This window comes from Bacteroides sp. MSB163 (genome assembly GCF_036416795.1).
GTDB lineage: Bacteria > Bacteroidota > Bacteroidia > Bacteroidales > Bacteroidaceae > Bacteroides > Bacteroides maternus.
The window spans coordinates 2,428,878-2,446,937 of sequence record NZ_CP143867.1 but is presented as its reverse complement, the minus strand read 5'-3'; the positions used below and the strand labels follow the sequence as shown (position 1 = coordinate 2,446,937).

The 18,060-nt window shown below is 47.2% G+C and carries 11 protein-coding genes; 4 read left to right on the top strand and 7 right to left on the bottom strand.

Annotation, left to right across the window (positions count from 1 at the left end; genetic code table 11):
• Positions 1-21 precede the first annotated feature (21 nt).
• The 3 genes from VYM24_RS08730 to VYM24_RS08720 form a co-directional block, all read right to left on the bottom strand.
• Positions 22-933, bottom strand: a complete 912-nt coding sequence (locus VYM24_RS08730; RefSeq protein WP_007219823.1) for a nucleotidyltransferase family protein — start codon at positions 931-933, stop codon at positions 22-24.
• Between the two features lie 125 nt (positions 934-1,058).
• Positions 1,059-3,407 carry a translocation and assembly module lipoprotein TamL gene (gene tamL / locus VYM24_RS08725; RefSeq protein WP_330941963.1) on the bottom strand — a complete coding sequence of 783 codons (2,349 nt, stop codon included), beginning with the start codon at positions 3,405-3,407 and terminating at the stop codon, positions 1,059-1,061.
• Positions 3,408-3,429: 22 nt separating this feature from the next.
• Positions 3,430-8,004, bottom strand: coding sequence for a translocation/assembly module TamB domain-containing protein (locus tag VYM24_RS08720; protein ID WP_330941962.1), 4,575 nt, complete (start codon positions 8,002-8,004; stop codon positions 3,430-3,432).
• Between the two features lie 520 nt (positions 8,005-8,524).
• Between VYM24_RS08720 and VYM24_RS08715 the strand changes: the two genes are divergently transcribed.
• Positions 8,525-9,787, top strand: coding sequence for a transglutaminase domain-containing protein (locus tag VYM24_RS08715; protein WP_291554416.1), 1,263 nt, complete (start codon positions 8,525-8,527; stop codon positions 9,785-9,787).
• Here the strand turns inward: VYM24_RS08715 and VYM24_RS08710 are convergent.
• The 4 genes from VYM24_RS08710 to VYM24_RS08695 all read right to left on the bottom strand — a co-directional run bounded on the left by VYM24_RS08710 (position 9,771) and on the right by VYM24_RS08695 (position 15,673).
• Complete coding sequence (locus VYM24_RS08710) at positions 9,771-12,065, bottom strand: hybrid sensor histidine kinase/response regulator (RefSeq protein WP_330941961.1); 2,295 nt, start codon at positions 12,063-12,065, stop codon at positions 9,771-9,773. The two genes, VYM24_RS08715 and VYM24_RS08710, sit on opposite strands and share 17 nt — an antisense overlap.
• A 37-nt stretch (positions 12,066-12,102) precedes the next feature.
• Complete coding sequence (locus tag VYM24_RS08705) at positions 12,103-13,437, bottom strand: MATE family efflux transporter (RefSeq protein ID WP_291554420.1); 1,335 nt, start codon at positions 13,435-13,437, stop codon at positions 12,103-12,105.
• Positions 13,434-14,669, bottom strand: a complete 1,236-nt coding sequence (locus VYM24_RS08700) for a M16 family metallopeptidase (RefSeq protein WP_330941960.1) — start codon at positions 14,667-14,669, stop codon at positions 13,434-13,436. The genes VYM24_RS08705 and VYM24_RS08700 overlap by 4 nt, the downstream gene beginning before the upstream one ends.
• A gap of 164 nt (positions 14,670-14,833) precedes the next feature.
• Positions 14,834-15,673: a peptidylprolyl isomerase gene (locus tag VYM24_RS08695; RefSeq protein WP_007209611.1), complete on the bottom strand. Its 840-nt coding sequence runs from the start codon at positions 15,671-15,673 to the stop codon at positions 14,834-14,836.
• A gap of 92 nt (positions 15,674-15,765) precedes the next feature.
• Here VYM24_RS08695 and VYM24_RS08690 point away from each other — a divergent pair, with 92 nt between their 5' ends.
• From VYM24_RS08690 to VYM24_RS08680, 3 genes are all read left to right on the top strand, one after another.
• Positions 15,766-17,124, top strand: coding sequence for a sigma-54-dependent transcriptional regulator (locus VYM24_RS08690; RefSeq protein ID WP_330941959.1), 1,359 nt, complete (start codon positions 15,766-15,768; stop codon positions 17,122-17,124).
• Between the two features lie 134 nt (positions 17,125-17,258).
• Positions 17,259-17,552, top strand: a complete 294-nt coding sequence (locus VYM24_RS08685; protein ID WP_291554427.1) for a hypothetical protein — start codon at positions 17,259-17,261, stop codon at positions 17,550-17,552.
• A gap of 85 nt (positions 17,553-17,637) precedes the next feature.
• Positions 17,638-17,880, top strand: coding sequence for a hypothetical protein (locus VYM24_RS08680; protein WP_291554429.1), 243 nt, complete (start codon positions 17,638-17,640; stop codon positions 17,878-17,880).
• Positions 17,881-18,060: the final 180 nt, after the last annotated feature.

Sequence of the window (18,060 nt, the reverse complement as noted above, 5' to 3'; positions counted from 1 at the left end):
CTTTCGCAAAGTTCTCCAGACTTAAAATAGCTTGGCAGGATATTCACCCGCATCCACTAAAGCCTGGATTTTATCTACAACACTTTGGCGATCTTCAGGATAAGTCACGCCAAACCATTTGCTTGTAGTATCGAGGACCTCGCATGTAGCGACACCGTCCTGAATCAACTTATCTACCATCAACGGAATGAAGAATTCACTCTTCAGGTTCTCCATATTCTTCGGATCGCTCAGGAAGCTCTTGAAGAAATCGCAGCTGTATGCGAAATAATCGGGAGTAAAGCCCCAGAAGTTCATACTTACCGGAGTAGTTTCGGGAGTAGCCGTCCATTCGCCATTATCGTCAATGTATTTCACTTCTCCGTCCATACGTTGGATCTTAGTACGTTCTACAACAGAAGTCAGCAGATTGTTGGCATCCGTACCGCAAAGACCGCGAGACACAGTACCGCTATCGCTCAGTGTATTACCAATGCGGAAACCTACCATTGAATATACATTCTTTGAATCTTCGGGCAGTGCAGAAAGGAATTTACCCATCACCTGAAAAGAATCGCGACCATAGAAGTCGTCGCAGTTGATAACGGCAAACGGTTCCTGAATTACATCAGCGCCCATCATTACGGCGTGGTTGGTTCCCCAGGGTTTCGTACGACCTTCGGGGCAAGTGAAGCCTTCGGGCAGATCGTCGATAGACTGGAACACCAATTCGCACGGGATATGACCTTCGTATTTGGAAATAATTTTATCACGGAAGTCTTTCTCAAAATCCTTACGGATTACGAAAACGAGCTTACCAAATCCAGCGTTAATGGCGTCATAAATTGAATAATCCATAATAGTTTCGCCATTCGGACCCAGTCCGTCCAATTGCTTCAAGCCACCGTAACGGCTGCCCATTCCGGCTGCCAATAAGAATAAAGTTGGTTTCATACTTAGTTATTATTTAAAAAGGTTAGTGTATCCTTGTTTTGATTACGGGGCAAAATTACAAAAAATAAAGTCAAGAAAGGTAGACAATTGGTTCATATTTTAGCTCTATCGTACAAAACCCGCCATTAGAACGGATAACCGATAGCAAAATGCCATGCCATGCCATCTTTAAATTTCGGAATATTATAATATCCCTTCTTACCTGTATCATACGGATCATGCAGTGCCACTCCCCAGTCGAAACGGAATACAAGGAAATCCAGGTCGTAACGCAAACCGGCGCCTGTACCCAAAGCAACCTGTTTCGGAAAATTCTTCAACGTCAGCTGTCCATCAGGACGGTTTTTATCCTTACGCATCAGCCAGACATTACCCGCATCGAGGAAAATAGCTCCGTGCAGGTCGCCGAGAATACGGAAGCGGTATTCCACGTTTGCTTCCATACGGATATCGCCCACGTGGTTGATATAGGAATACTTTTTCTCTTTATCGGGTGGATAACCACCGGGACCGATGCTGCGGGCAGAATAGGCACGGATACTGTTGGCGCCACCAATATAGAACTGTTCGGTATAAGGCGCAGTCGTTGCATTTCCGTAGGACCAGATTACTCCTCCTGCAATACGGGAAGCAATCATCTGGTTCTTGTCTATCCTGTAATGATAGCGAAACTCCGAATTCAGCTTCAGGAATTGTGCGAAAGGCACTCCCAACAGTTTTTTATCTTCCTTGCTGAAGGACTGTCCGAATGCTTTATAAATCAAAGAGGTCAGATTACCGGCAGAGCCGAGTGTAGTCTGCCACCAGATGGGATTACGTACATTGCGAAGAGAAGCGTTATCATAAGTGTAGGTATATTCCATCTTGGGAATAAACTGATTACGGAGGCTGATGTAAAGAGCCGGATTCTGAGCCTGTATTTCCTCAAAAGCCGCAGTCGGATTGCGCAGCACATTAAATGTCAGTTGGAAGGGAGTGATACTATGCTTCCGGGTAGGCACAGGCTGAAAGTCATACGTGACGTTTCCACCGAAAGCAAGCAGTTTGTAGTACTTGGCACGGTTCATCTGGTCTATGTAGACACGGAAGGTGGTGGAAGCCGGGAAGTCATATTCCTTGGTACCCATCCGGGGGAAGACAATACGTGGGAAGGTAAGTGCAGAAGATAAGCCCAACTCGTAGCTATTCATCAGCGAGCTGCTGTTCTTACCCGTCTGCCATTCATAAGAGCCGTTCACTTTCACATTCCAGGTTTCACCACCGCCAAAGACGTTGTTCTTCGTTACGGTGAAGGCGGCACCGGGACCGGTCTGGTTATTGCTCTTCATGGTGACATTAAAGTCCAATTCGGCATCATACGGTTTATCCAACATGGCACGGATATTCACATCCAGCGTATCGGAAACGAGTGCCGTATCGCGGGGCGTGTACTGCATCTCCAAATAACGGAAGATGCCCACACTTGCCAGACGCTCCTGGATACGGGTTTGCCGGTATTGACTATATAGCTTTTCCGGACGACGGCGCATACCTCCCTTGTCCAGTTCCTGGCGTTTCCGTTGGTAACCTTGGTAGTTCAGCCAACGGTGGAGCATATTGGGACGTATCTTCAGTTTATCGTAATAGTGTATCCAGAAAGTCTTGTAATAAAGACTGTCATTGGGCGTTTGTCCTTGCGGGCCGTGGAGGTAGAAATTAGTTTTACCTACAAAGAAAGGGCGTTCGGCATCCTTCGGCATACCGGGAACAGGGATCATGCGCAGGCTGACGTGCCCACCGGGAACGAGAGTTGTATCGGCCTGGTAAGTCAGGTAATCAGGGCGAAAATAGTAATACCCCATATTACGCAGCAAACCGCTGACGCGGGTACGCTCACCATCAAGATCGGTAACATTGAACTGTTCACCCGGACTGATCAGGGAGCGACGGCGACCAAGGTTGATAATCTGCATCGTCGTACTATTGAATCCCCGATAATATACGGTATCAATGAAATACGGGTTACGCATATCGACCGTGTATTGCAATTTAGCTTTCAGACTGTCCTTAGGATTAACGAAAGTTTGATAACTTACCGTACCATTGAAGTACCCATAATCGTGCAGGATATTCGTCGCTACTTTCTGCCGGATGTCCGGATTAACGGAAGATATGAGCACGGGAGTAGCGGCAAAGCGATTGAATATCCACTTACCAAAACCTTTTTTGTACTTCGCAAAACCATTGTACACCCACAGTCCGAATGGGAAAGGGATGCGGTATTCGGAGCTACCGAGCAGGGAGTTATTGGGAGCTTTGGCAAGGGCGGCTTCCACTTCTTCCATAGCGGTCTCGCCTACCTTGGTATCAGAGCGGTTCTCTACAATCATCGGCTTCTGACCGGTGTAGAGCACTTCGCCTTCGGGCAGGTGCTTAGTAGTGGAGCAGGCTGCCAGAAGCAGGGTTGCAAGGAGGATGTATACGAATTTCTTCATTTTGATTCTTATTTCTTTTACACTATTCGCTCACAGGTTCTACTTTCTTCTTTCTCTTGAATATGAACAGCTCACTCAGTCGGTCCATCTTGCGGCGAAGTACAAGTCCGACACCCGTCTCGGTTATCTCACCATCGAGCACACTTTCATAGTTTTTGTTGTGGAACACGCGGACATAGCGTGTACCGCTATTATCCAAACGATACTCCAAAGATATATTATCGATGAACGATTCCACGTCATTCGTTGCATTGGCACCACTGGACACTTTTCCACCGATTACAATCTGTATACGGTCATTGAAGAAACGCTGAGAGTAGCGGAAACTATAGTCCGTCTGTTTATCACCCGTTTCAGCAGCGGTACGGTCTTCAATGCCGACACTGAGAGAAGCGTTCTTCAGATTTCCGGTCAGCGCATTAATCTGACTTTGCAGCACGCTGTTCAGTGCGGAACCCATGGTCAAACCACCACCTTTTCCGCTGTTATAAAGATACATACCTGTGGCAAGCATGGTAATGGCTTGTTTGCTTCGTTCATCGGCACTCATTCCTGCCAGTTCGCCCTGTACGTTGGCATCATCGGGAGCACTCAGATTAAAACTCAAATCAGGATTCTCCAAACGGTTCTTGATGCTGATGGAAACGTCGAAGTTCACCATGCGCGAACCGCCGTCATCGCCATCGGATACAGAAGCGCGGACACGTTCCGTAGCAGTCAGGTTGAGTGAAGGGTTCATCGGATTACCCGTCCAGTCCACATAACTTCCATTGACAAACTGGAACTCTTTCAACGGAATAACGGGCAGGGCATATTTCATCATACCACCTATCAACGTATAGCGACCGGACAATGTGAGATCGCCTTGCGGAGTATATTGCAAATTCAGGTCACCTCCACCTTCCAGTTCCACACGACTACTGCGGTCGGGACTAAGATCAGCACGCAAACGTACGGCATCATCGATGTGCACAGACATCAACATGTCCATACCGCCGAGCGACATAGTGGGGACCTCGGTTGCCTGTACCGAAGTAGTATCCGTAAAGGAAGTGAACGTGACAAGTTCACCCAAACGGTCTTCTACAGTCAGAGGAGAGTCAGTCAACACATAGGTCACATCTGTGTTACCCAGCAGATTCATGTTTCCACGCATGGTCAGTCCATCCAGCGGACCACGTACAGTGGCATTCAAATCCACGAAGATTTTGCCGTAAATCATACTTTCCTTGGTACGGGGAGCATCAAGCAAAGTGTAGTTCTGTGCACGCAGGTTCAACTTCGCCGTCGGATTTTCCATATTGCGAAAGTCTATGTTCCCGTCTATCGTAAAAGGATTCCGGCTGGTGGTGTATATGGCAAACTTATTAAAAATAAGTTGATTATTCTCTATCTTCAACGGACGATTGTCAAACCAGTAACGTGCACCTGCCTGACGGGCATAGACGGATACACTGTCCAGTGAAAGGTCACCGCTTAGTTTAGGCTTCTCCATGGCACCGCTGATATAGAGTCCGCCGTCGATGTCACCGGTAAAGGCAACTACCTGGTCGGGCATGAAAGCATTGGCAAGCGAGAGTGGGAAATGCTCAAAAGTAGTGTTGACTTCAACCGAATCGCGCCCGTTTTTCTGGGTCAAGACGGCATCAGCGGTCATTACCTCCTGATCTCCCGACCGGAAGTAGGCATTCAGATAATGCGTACCTTTATCACCCGGAAGCCAGGTGGCACCCAATCCGATGTTACCTACCGGCTGGCGTTCGTAAGTCAGCTTTTCCACACCAGCCTCAGCGGAAACTTGCAATGAGGTTGCGGTCTGTATATAGTTGGCTTCTGCCGAGAAAAGTCCCGTGATGCGGGGCATATATGGCAGAATACCGCTCAGTTTATCCAGGCGGAAACGTATGAGTTCCAAATTGATATTCTGCAAGGAAACGGTGTCGGAACGATCGGACTGCATGCGGAAGCAAAGTCCATCGTCGCTGTCCATATCCACATTGGCATAAACGCGCATATTCTTATGCAAGTAAATCCAGTCGCTGTTATCCACAAAGCGGAACTTCTGGAAAGCGATAATAGGCTCGGCAGGTGTCAGGCGGAAGGCAATACCATTACCCCTACCCCGGCCCTCTATCAAAGGACAGGCATTGATACCCAGATCGAGTCCGGTATCTCCCTTCGCATCCACATAATTCAAGGTCAGTTCGGCATCTTCATTACGGATTTCACCCGTCAGTGTACTGCGGAAGACAAACTGCGGGTTCTTTGGACCATTAATGACACCACCCTGCAACTTCATGCGTGCAGTATCTTGGCTGATAGCGAAGAAAATAGTATCCAGTTGCAGGGAGTCCATGCGCAAACCATGTATAGCAGTACGCCCATTGATACCTCGTTGGGGGGTAGTGCCGAAACGCAACACAAAATCATCAAAAGAAATATCCTTAGTTGCCAGGAAATAACTGACAGGGTTCTGTTTACCGGCTTTCAGTTGCATACCGGCTGAGGGCAGCGCTTTCCGTAATTCTGCATGATCGAGTTGCTTCAATTCTATCTGCTTGGTAAGAAGCGTAGAAAAGGCAGTGCCTTGTTCCAGCAATTTCTTCAGTGTGCTGCGGGCACGGAACTGGAAGTCGAGGTCGCCTGCATCCATGCTCATCTTGATAGAGTCGTGGCGTGCTTCGGCATCGAGAGTGAAAGCGAAAGGATACTTCAATGGCTTGGGAGAAATTCCTAACTCGTGTAAACCGACATTCTCCACATTCATAGCCACCTTGCCATCCAGGTATTTACGATCAAGACGCATATCGGCATCCGCCTGCATCTTCAGCAGAGCATTGTCGCTCGTCATGTGTACAGTGGCAAGAGCGGATTTCAATCCGGCGGTCAGGTCAATGCCGGAAATATCCCAGTGTCCGTATTGTAATTCGCCGAGAGAAGCTTGTACAACAGCCACGGTACGGTAGTTGGCGGGATCGAATCCTTTTCCTTTAGCGGCAACCTTAGCCGAAAGGGTATAGATAGAATCTTTAGGTAGGAAGTGGTGTACTTGCAGGGCATCCACATGAAGGTCTGCCTGATAGGCTTCAGTGGCAGTGTTATAGTGCGCCAACAAGCTCAATAACCCTTCGCGTTCTTTCAGCTTAAGCGTAGCGTCATACTTAGGTCCATCCATGCCAAGACGTGCTGCCAAATGCATACTGTCCGGCACTACTATGGAGCCATCCGGGGTGACGCCTGTCAGTCCGGTAAGGAAATTCAGATTTTGTGTCCGGATATCGAAGTCAATGCTTCCGTTGCGCGTCAGACTGTCGGTAAGATTCCAAATTTCACCACCACCATTCAAAGTAAAAGCACCCGGCAGATCAATGTTGAAGCGGGAAATCTGCATCTGCTTAAAGTTACCTTCCGTACCGGCACGAATAGTAAGAGGGCGGAAAGGATATGCATCCTTGAATGTATCAGGTAAATCACCTGCAAAGAGCATCACATCCTGCTTGCCGATGCGGGCATTGAAACGGGCGGAGAGTCGTCCGGAAGTGGGAATTTCCACCAGTTCCCAATAAGTCTGGGCAGTGAAATCCATTTCACTGTGTGGGGTAAGCAATTTTAAGGAAGGCACCTGAATGACTGTGGAATCAGCATATACCCGTCCCGTCAGTGAAGTGACACTCAGACCGGAACGCTCGTTCATGGAGAATTCCCGGATAACGGCATTGATATTCCGTCCATGATAAAGCACGGAATCCACCCCAATACGAATATCCCGCAAGGCGATGTGCGAAGCATCAAATCCGGGAGCTGGTTTCACACCGGTACTATCAGTAGCCGCAAGACTACCGGTATCTATCAGGCTATTAATGGCACTGAGCAATTGGTTGCCCGTGTCATAGTTCACCGTAGTACCGCTCAATTCAAATTTCTTCAGACCGTACATCTGTCCGCCCAGATTAGCAACCGCATCATCTACCTCCGCATCGCCCAGACGGGCAGCAAGACGCATGGAATCCAGCGGCATTTGCAAATCAACGGAAACGTTTTTCAGTGCCAACTTATGCAAGGCTACTTTCCAATTAAGGGCGGTAGTCGCGGTGTCCGGTTCGGCAGTGGTAGTATCGTTCATCACAACGAGCATGTGGGTATCACTCAATTCCACACGATTGATAACGGCATCCTCTTTCTTCAGGTCTATGCCATGGCTTTCAAGGAAGAAACGTCCCAGCACGCCACGTATGCGGATACCCTCTATCAGATCGGCAGAGTTCATGAAAACTCCGTTCACGGTTACCTCATCCACTTCTACTTGTCCGCGTATCAACGGCCATGCCTGCACGCGCACGTTCAGGCTTTCCAGAGCCAGCAGAGTATCAGGAGTTTGAATGACCTGCACACCACGTACCAAAAGGTTCAGCGGAAAGCGGAGGTCAATGCGTTCAACAGATATATCCATACCTGTTGCCTCGGATGCGATGGCAGTAGCTTGCTTCCGTATCAGGTTCTGTACGGGAGGGATATAAAGCAATATCATCAGTATTGCAAATAATAGGATAGGGGTCAGTAGTATCCACACTACCCATTTTAACCATTTTCTTCTCATTAGGACGTCAATCGATAGTCAGTGTTTAAATCGTTACAAAGTAAACAAATTCCAACGACATTTGGTTGATGCAGAAGACAAAAAGGCTATTTATTCCACTATCCGGCACTCTATACAATGGAGATTCCCTATGCGAATCAGTAGTTGGAATAGATTCATGAGGGAAAAGAAGCGGGTTTGAATCAAATGGGTACGCATCGTCCGCGTACCTATTGTTCATTACTATTAGGTTATGAGGTAAAGTGATCATTCATTTTCCATCCGCAGATAACACGGATAACACGGATTTTTATTTATCAATATCATAGCGTAGTCTTTTAAATCCGCGTCATCCGCGTCATCTGCGGATGAAAAATAATATACCGAATGACGCTTATCACTTATCACTAAACCCTAGTCACTTTTATTCCTTTCTATACCGTTATAAATAGAGCACAAAATACCCCTTTGCATATATTTTTCAACATTTACCCTTGCTGTTTATCAATAAATCCCTTACCTTTGCTTCCATCAAATAGATATGACAAGTATGTTCCGGCAATCAACAAACAGGCTCACGGTATGGTTATTCTCCCTCTGCCTCTTTTTTCCTTTCTGCAAATTGTCTTCTGCATGGCGTAATGCCGCCGCGCAGGATAAGGCTTTTTCAACTTCAGCTGCATCAAAAGCATCCCCTGACAGTATAATGCCTGAACGCCTTACGTTTCCCGATTCCGTGGCACTTGCAGCACCCGAAGCTGCCGGAAGGAGCGTTTCTTCTCTTGTGGCTTACCTGAAACAGCATCTCAGCACAGACGACCAACTGGCACGCGCCATCTATACCTGGGTTTCAAGCAATATTAAATACAATGTGTACATAACTTATACCTCGCGCAGCGAGGAAGCAAACGAAACGAAAGAAATACAAAAGATACTGTCCGAACGCAAAGGTATTTGTCAGGATTACGCATTGCTTTTTAAAGCACTGGTGAAGGAAGCGGGAATGGACGCTTATGTTATTAATGGCTATAACCGCAGAGACGGTGCCTTATTGCCCGACCCACATGAATGGTGCGCAGCCAAAGTAAGCGGGAAATGGTATATGTTCGACCCTACATGGGGCGCAGGATTTGTGGAAAACTACCAGTTCATTCCTTCCCCGAATCATCGTTTCTGCATGCTGTTGCCGGATACATTGCTGAAAACACACATGCCTTTCGATCCGATGTTCCAGTTCCGCGAACGTCCACTGAGCTATGAAGAGTTTGATACAGGAGTTGTGGATGAACAACGCTCCGTACCGGTATTCTATTGGGCGGATACATTGGCTCTATATGCAAGGCAGGATACACTGGAAAGACTGGCAAGTGCCAGACAGCGCATGTTATCGAACGGGCGGAGCAATGACTTGGTTTATTATATGCTGGAACTTACGAGTAACAACATCCGCATAGCCGGTTACCAGAAGATTCTGAATGCTTACAATATGGCAATGGATTTACAGGGAAAAGCTACGGATGCCATCAATGAATTCGTCCGTTACCGGAATAAGGCATTTGAGCCCCTGAAACCGGATGTGGAAATTCAGGCGATGGTAGATATCCCCGAGGGATTGATAAACCGGGCAGATAGTGCGATCAATAGCATCCGCACCGCACCGGAAAGATATAGGGAACCTATCCTTAAATTACGGGATCAGATAATGGAAGTGGCAACAACCGTATATAAACATAAACTTTTTCTGAGGCAGTACTTTAAACTACCGGCCAAGCAGAGGAAAGGGATGTTTAAGCAGACGAAATAAAAAGGAAGGCTTGTTCAAGTATATCTTCTATCAGGCTCAGGGCAGCAAGCGATTTCTCTTTTACCGCTTCATCAAAAGGTACTCCGCGTGAGGCTTCAAGCTCTTTCAATAAAGTAACAAGCTCATTGGCTCCCAACAGAGTAAACAGGGGAAGCATCTTGTGCCCCATGGCGGCAATGCCGTCTGTGTCTTCCGTTTCCAATACCTGTCGCAAGCGATCAACATTCAGGCGTGTTTCTGTGACAAAACTTTCCAGTATGGATTTTGCCGCGTCTGGATCATCACCGGAAAAAGCGGTAAGGGCGGAAAAGTTCAAGGTAGAAGAAGGGGCGGCATCAACAGTAGCAATATCCGCTTGCAGCACACCAATCTCCGCAAGCAATTCATTCACCGTAAACGGTTTATGCAGACTTCCGACAAAACCATGTTGCAGAAACTCCTCACGTTTCATATCACTGCGGGCGGTAACGGCAATCACCGGAATAGTCTTGGCTTGCGGGATATTCGAAGCACGCAGCAGTTTCAGCAAGTCAAAACCATTCATGGCAGGCATTTGCACATCGGTCAGCAGCACATCAAAAGTATCAGTACGGAGGGCTTCCAAAAGTTCATCCAGTTGCAGGCAGGTTACGGAAGTAATGCCACTCTGTGCAAGCATAGCTGCAGTGAGAGTAAGCTGAATGCGGTCGTCATCAATCAAAAGAATATGCAAAGCGGGTATCTGAGTTTGTGGGTCCCCACTTGGTTGTTCATGCAAGGCGGAAGTATCATTATCCAATGCCACCGGATACAAAGGTACCCGTAACGTGAATGTACTCCCCTTTCCGAGCACGCTGTCCACCTCAATACGCCCCTCCAGCAGTTGCACCAGCATACGAACAATAGACAGCCCCAGTCCGAAGCCCTCCTCTCCCTGTGCTCCGGGCAGACGGATGAATTCCTGGAAAATACGCTCACGGTCACCAGGCTCCATACCCTTTCCCGTATCGATAACAGAGAGTTTCAAATGATTACCGGGAAAAGCTGAATCACCTTTCGGCACAAAAGAGGCAGTCAGCGTAATGCCGCCCTCCGAAGTAAACTTCACTGCATTAGAGAGCAGGTTATTGACAATCTGGCGTAAGCGCAATGGATCACTGATAAAAGCTCCTTTCAGCTCCGGATCTATCTCACACTTCAAAGACAATCCTTTGGCAGAAGTCAGTGGTTCAAAGCTGACATAAATTTCTTCCAGCAAGCGTGCGGGATGGAAAGTAACACGATTTATCTCAGCTTTATTCAAGTCTAGGCGGTGGAAGTCGAGCAAGTCGGTAACGAGCTTCAACAGGTGTTCCGAAGAAGTTTTCATGTTGTCGAGATAGAAGCGTTGCCTTCCGTCAACGGTGAGCCGGGAGAGCAAGTCGGCATATCCCATGATGGAACCCAAGGGAGCCTTGAAGTCGTGGGTAATGGCAAGCATCAACTTTTCGCGGGAGGCAAGCAACTCTTCTGCAAAACGGTTGGCCTCCTCCAATTGATGCCGGTAACGGTTACTACGGGTGACATCCCGCCAGATCATGACAAGAAAGATAACAGACAGCACAACAGCCCCGGCAGCAATACCCGAAATAATCGTTGCAGAACGATGCCGGACAGCTTTCTGATACTCAGCTTCTTCGCGGGCACGCATCAGAGTTTCCTGTTCATATCCTTTCAAAAGACTATCGATACGAGCACTCAGCGCGTGGTCAAGACGTTGCAAAGTTCGCTTACGACGCTGCATCACACTATTGGTAGCCTTCTTCTGTCGGGCAACAGTGCGCAGCTTCGCATGCAGGGAATCAACCGGATTATAAGCATCGAGTACAGTATCCGTAGCAACTTCAAGGGTTGTTTGCACCTGAACAGCAGAATCTTTACGTGGCGGAACGAAGACTTCCCCCAGACGGCGGAAGAAGCCTTTCTTCTTGGGTTGTGTCACAACCGTATCGCGACGGGCAATAACCCGGCGTTGTACACGTTGCTGGGTGATAATAGTATCCTGTTCGGCAATAATCTGTTCCACTTCACGGGCTGAAATCATGCTGTCATTGGCTTCGCTCAGTGTGCGCAGCAGGCGGACGGTATTAGCATCCTTTTCCCTCAAAAGTTCTATCAGACTGTCCGTGCGCAGAATATCAGTATTATCCGAACTCATAAGATTCTCCATTTCCCGGTGCACGAAGAACAGGGAATAAAGTAAGACTGCCAACAGGACAGCATAACCGGCAGCTATCTTCTTCTTGGAGACATTATTCATTGTATATTATTATATTGATAGGGTGATACACTTTCCCTCATCTCGTTTTATAGCGGAAACGCAGCCAGAGCATAATCCCCGCACTGGTCAGTCCGAACGGGAAGGCCATCCATACACCGACCGTACCCCAGCCTAGCACGAAACCGCATAAGTATCCTACAGGCAAAGATATAACAAAATAGGAAATAAATGCGATGAGCATCATCGGTTTTACGTCTGCAATACCACGCAGGGCATTGGCAAAACTGATTTGCAGTCCGTCACCAAACTGGTAAACCAGGAATGGCAGGAACAGAGAAGATACCATAGCAGAAACCTCCACACTATCCGTAAACCAGCCCCCCACCTGATTGCGCAACAGAAACACAATACTCAGAAGCACCACCGCCATTGCCATGATCAGGTGATAACCGGCATATGCCGAACGGCGGACATTCACCATATCGTTCTGCCCCTTGAAGTTACTGACACGAACGGCAATCGCCGCCCCCATTCCATAGAACATCATAAAGGTGAACTGAGAAATAGTAAGCATAATCTGATGCGACGCCAAAGCAATAGTTCCCAGCCAACCGACCATGATCGTACTGAGACTGAATGAAGCCGTCTCCATGCCCATCTGCAAACCGACAGGCCACCCAAGTCCATTCAATTTCCTGAACATCTGTTTCGACCATCCCAAGCGGAAGAACCCTGCTTTATATCTCAGGAACCTCCGACTACGAAAAACAATCAATGCAAAAGCAATAACCATGACGATGCGTGAGAACAGGGTACTGACACCTGCACCGAACAATCCCCATTCCGGGAAACCGAACTTTCCGTAAATCAGCACATAATTGCCGACAATATTCAGCGCATTTCCACCAAGAAGCACCCACATGGCAGTCTGCGTTTGAGTAATGCCATCCGTAAATTGCTTAAAGCCATTAAACAGCATGACAAATACCAGGGATGCAAGTAGAACCAGAAAATAAGGTTTTATCAAGGGAATCAGTTCCTCGGGTTGTCCCATGTATTCCACACAGAAATAGACGACAGTCATGATAAGCGTCAGCAACAGTGCTACCAACACATTGGCAAGCAGACTTGAACGCAAAGCTTGTCCGGCCTCCATGAAACGACGGTTACCATAGAACTCGCCCACCACAGGCGTCAGCCCATAAGAGAAACCGGTACTGAAAATAATGCAAAGTGTAAAAAGATTGTTGGTGAAAGAAGCTGCAGCCAACTCAGCCGTGCTGTGATGTCCCACCATCAAGGTATCGGCAAATCCAAGAACAATGACCCCCATCTGGCCGATAACAATGGGAAGTCCTAAGTAAAAGAGGGCTTTATAGTGCCCCTTGTATGTAGCGATTAATCTATTCATTTATCTTTCTCATAATATAATACCACCGAGTTTTCCTCACGGAAAGTCTCTTGTGCAACTGCCTTCAACTGCTCTGCCGTCACTGCACGATACCGTTCTACCTCATGGTCTATATCCTCCGCCTGCCCGGTCAGTTCGAACCATGCCAGATTTGTGGCAACATTCAGATAATTGATATTCCCGAATATCTGGGTGGATTCAAACTTATTCTTTACTTTCTCGAGTTCCTGTTCTTCTATCGCCACTTGCTGCAACTCCTGCAACTCTTTACGTACAGCGGCCTCAGCCTGTTCCAGTGACACTCCGGCCGACGGTTTTCCACTGATATGCAGCAATCCCGCATCACGCGTTCCCGAAATATAAGCATCTATGCCGGAGAATAATTTCTGTTCCTGCACCAACCGACGGTTCAAGCGACTGGAACGTCCGTTGCTAAGGATATCTGAAAGGATGTCAAAAGCGTAATAATCAGGATGCTCGCGACTACACATATGATAAGCCATGAACAGGGCATCCAGGGGGACAGGCCGTTTCACCACCTGTCTGCGTTCCGCTGTTTGTACGGGTTCCTGCGGCAATTGTCGCACAGGCACATTCCTGCGGGGAATCGGACCGAACCATTTTTCTGTCAATCGAACAGCTTCTTCCCACGATATATTTCCGGTAACGGCAAGCACGGCATTATTAGGTGCATAAAAACGGTAGAAGAATGATTTCACTTCCTCCAGTGTAGCGTGTTCGATGTGCGATAAATCCTTCCCGATGGTAGGCCAGCGGTACGGATGCACCTCGTAAGCCAACGGACGGATAAGATGCCCCACATCTCCGTAAGGCTGGTTCAGACAACGCTGTTTGAACTCCTCCATGACCACACCGCGCTGCACTTCAAGGCTTTGTTCACTGAATGCCAGTTCCAGCATACGGTCGGACTCCAGCCAGAAGCCAATCTCTACATTCGACTTGGGAACGGTGAGGTAATAGTTCGTAATGTCATTGTTCGTCCAGGCATTGTTTTCGCCACCTGCCGACTGTAAAGGAGCATCATAGTCAGTTATATTCACAGAACCGCCAAACATCAGATGTTCAAACAAATGGGCAAAGCCGGTATGTTCGGGATCTTCGTCCCGGGCACCTACATCATAGACGATATTCAGTGCTACCATCTGAGTACTGAGATCCTGGTAATGCACCAGACGCAGACCGTTATTAAGACAGTATTTATTTATTTTCATAAAATAGCGATTGTTACTTATCGGAGAAAGGATTTTCTTTCGGGCGGGAATGAATCAGCTACCGGCTACGAGCTACAAGTACCTTTCAGAATATAGCGCAGCTACTTGTAGCTTGTAGCCGGTAGCTCGTAACTTTTCCGTTTTGAACTAATTTCATCAACGGTTTAGTCCAACACTACCACTTTCTTAATCTTCACATCCTCTTCCGGGCGGTCGCTACGATCCGTTTTTACCTGCTGTATCTTATCTACTATATCCATACCTTCAATCACTTCGCCGAACACAGTATATTCACCATCCAAGTGCGGAGTACCACCTACCGTAGTATAAGCCTTCACCTGCTCCGGTGTGAAGTGGAATTCCGGTTGCTTGGCAACTTCCGCCTCAGCCTGTGCAAACAGGCTATCCTGCAAGTTCATCAGACCATCCTGGTCATTTTCCTTACGCATCTTATAGATTTCCTTCATGTGCTTCTGTGCCAAAGCATTGAACACAGTAGTCAGACGATTCTGGTTCATCTGGTTCTCCATCCCCAGCAACGTAGTGTCATTATACACTTTACCCGTCACAATGTAGAACTGGCAACCTGATGATTCCTTCTTCGGATTCACATTGTCACCCTGACGCGCAGCCGACAATGCACCTTTCTTATGGAAATACTTCGGATAAACGAACTCAGCCGGAATAGTATAACCTACATCACCTGCACCCAGCATCTTTCCTTTCGGAGCATTCTTTGACTCAGGGTCGCCTGCCTGTATCATAAAATCCTTGATGACACGGTGGAACAATGTACCTTCGTATGTACCCTCCTCCGCCAGTTTGATGAAGTTATCACGATGTTGCGGTGTCTCATTATACAGTTTCACGATAATGTCACCCGCAGTTGTCTCGATCTTCAATTTAGTTTCCTGATCCATGTTTCTATCTTTCTTTTGTCCCGATTGGCAGGCTGTAACGCTGCAAATCAGTATGGTTAATAATACGGTGAAATTCCTCTTCATAACGCTTTTTATTTAAATTAAGTTTGCAAATATACGATTTTCAGACAAAACGGTTTACCTTTGTGTCTTAAAAGAGACAAAAGAATAAGGCAATGAAATCCATACTCATCGTTGAAGACGACATTACTTACGGTATGATGCTGAAGACCTGGTTAGGCAAAAAAGGCTTTCAGGTAGCTTCCGTCAGCAGTATCGCCCGCGCCCAGAAACATTTGGAAACAGAGGGTGCCGACTTGATTTTGTCCGACCTGCGTCTACCCGACAAGGACGGCATCAATCTGTTGAAGTGGTTGGGAGAGCAAGGTCTGTCCGTTCCGCTCATCATGATGACAAGCTATGCTGATATACAATCGGCGGTGCAAGCCATGAAATTAGGTGCCAGCGATTACGTTGCCAAACCGGTGAATCCAGACGAACTTCTGAAGAAAATTAGCGAAGCGATGAAGCAGCCATCTGTTTCCTCCAAACAGACTGTCTGTTCCGAAAAAGGAAACAATACCCGCTCACAAGCCTCCGGAGAAACTTCTTCTTCCGACTATCTGGAAGGAGAAAGTGATGCAGCCAAGCAATTATATAATTATGTGAAGTTGGTCGCACCTACTACCATGTCGGTACTCATCAACGGTGCCAGCGGAACGGGAAAAGAGTATGTAGCCCACCGTATCCATCAACTCAGCAAGCGCGCCAAACAGCCTTTTGTCGCTATTGATTGCGGCTCCATCCCTAAAGAACTTGCCGCATCGGAATTCTTCGGGCATGTAAAAGGATCGTTCACCGGAGCATTGACAGACAAGACAGGTGCCTTTGTCGCTGCCAACGGGGGAACTATCTTTCTGGACGAAATAGGCAATCTCAGCTATGAAGTGCAGATACAGCTGTTGCGTGCCTTGCAGGAACGAAAAATACGTCCGGTAGGTTCCAATAAGGAAATCACCGTAGATATACGTTTAGTTTCGGCTACGAATGAAGACCTGGAGCAGGCCATTGAGAAAGGAACTTTCCGCCAGGATTTGTTTCACCGTATCAATGAGTTCACCCTGCGTATGCCTGAACTAAAAGACCGCCGTGAAGACATCCTTCTTTTTGCCAACTTCTTCCTCGACCAGGCCAATCGGGAACTGGACAAACAGTTGATTGGTTTTGATGATGCAGCATCCAAAGCACTGTTAGAATATCACTGGCCCGGCAATCTCCGGCAAATGAAAAATATCGTGCGACGCGCCACTCTTTTAGCACAAAGCAAATTCATTACTCCAAATGAACTGAACGAACTTCACGAAACAGTTCATACCCATATCGGTCTGCCTCTGCGCAATGAGGAAACAGAGAAACAGCAGATTATCGAAGCACTGCGGCAAACAGGAAATAACAAGAGCCGGGCAGCACAACTCTTAGGTGTAGACAGAAAAACTCTATACAATAAGTTGAAGTTGTATGATATAGACTTATAACTTCATCGTTGCAGCCTGCCAGGAAAACTAAATCAAGCAAATATAAGAATAAAAAAACACTTGCGGTTGCTACGGCTAACACTTGTGGGAGTGTAAGCCTTCACTGGCGCAAGTGAAAGCTTACGCAGCCGCAAGTGTTAACCGTAGCTTCTTCGTACCTTCTCCGTAGATTCTCCGTATCTCCTCCGTATCCCCTCCGTAGAATCTCCATACCCATAGACACGGACTTGACACGGTTCGGGCATATTCAGAAAGAGAAGAAGAGAAACTACTCATTGAGTGTGGAAATTTTCCACACTACACTCCACACTTTCCACACAATTCCACACCATGCCACACGTACCCACTCCATCTATCGCAACTATCAATCAAGCACTTACCTAAATACCATTCCTTCTGGCACAGCCTTTGCAACTACTTATGTGTAAGCGACAAGCTTCCTCAAAATAGAAAAGGAAACCTAAACTTTAACTTATAATATAAAATAGTATAACACTTAAAAAGCAAATGATTATGAAAAAGTTAGTATTAGTAGCAGCCCTGTTTATGTTTGTTTGTGGTGGTTCTTTCCTGGCAAATGCTCAAGATCCTGTAAAGACTCAGCAACCGGCAACGGAAAAAACTGAAGAACCTAAGGCAACTGAGCCTGCCAAGGAAGAACCCAAAGCAGAAGAACCGAAAGCTGAAGAGCCTAAAGCCGAAGCTCCTGCAACGGAAACACCTGCAGCAGAAACACCTGCACAGCCTGCCAAATAATAGTAAGCACGCTAACACATAAAAGCCGCTCCCTACTTGTCTATTCTGGGGAACGGCTTTTGTTGTTTCTAGCCAATACCTATTTATAAGTAACAGAACAACAACTCTGCACACAATTTACCTATATATAGCGATTTCCCACGTTTCCCATTCTACATAACTTTGCAAACAAATCTATAG

Coding starts and splice junctions, on each gene's coding strand:
- VYM24_RS08730 (WP_007219823.1), bottom strand. CDS start 933: ATGAAACCAACTTTATTCTTATTGGCAGCCGGAATGGGCAGCCGTTAC.
- tamL (WP_330941963.1), bottom strand. CDS start 3,407: ATGAAGAAATTCGTATACATCCTCCTTGCAACCCTGCTTCTGGCAGCC.
- VYM24_RS08720 (WP_330941962.1), bottom strand. CDS start 8,004: ATGAGAAGAAAATGGTTAAAATGGGTAGTGTGGATACTACTGACCCCT.
- VYM24_RS08715 (WP_291554416.1), top strand. CDS start 8,525: ATGACAAGTATGTTCCGGCAATCAACAAACAGGCTCACGGTATGGTTA.
- VYM24_RS08710 (WP_330941961.1), bottom strand. CDS start 12,065: ATGAATAATGTCTCCAAGAAGAAGATAGCTGCCGGTTATGCTGTCCTG.
- VYM24_RS08705 (WP_291554420.1), bottom strand. CDS start 13,437: ATGAATAGATTAATCGCTACATACAAGGGGCACTATAAAGCCCTCTTT.
- VYM24_RS08700 (WP_330941960.1), bottom strand. CDS start 14,669: ATGAAAATAAATAAATACTGTCTTAATAACGGTCTGCGTCTGGTGCAT.
- VYM24_RS08695 (WP_007209611.1), bottom strand. CDS start 15,673: ATGAAGAGGAATTTCACCGTATTATTAACCATACTGATTTGCAGCGTT.
- VYM24_RS08690 (WP_330941959.1), top strand. CDS start 15,766: ATGAAATCCATACTCATCGTTGAAGACGACATTACTTACGGTATGATG.
- VYM24_RS08680 (WP_291554429.1), top strand. CDS start 17,638: ATGAAAAAGTTAGTATTAGTAGCAGCCCTGTTTATGTTTGTTTGTGGT.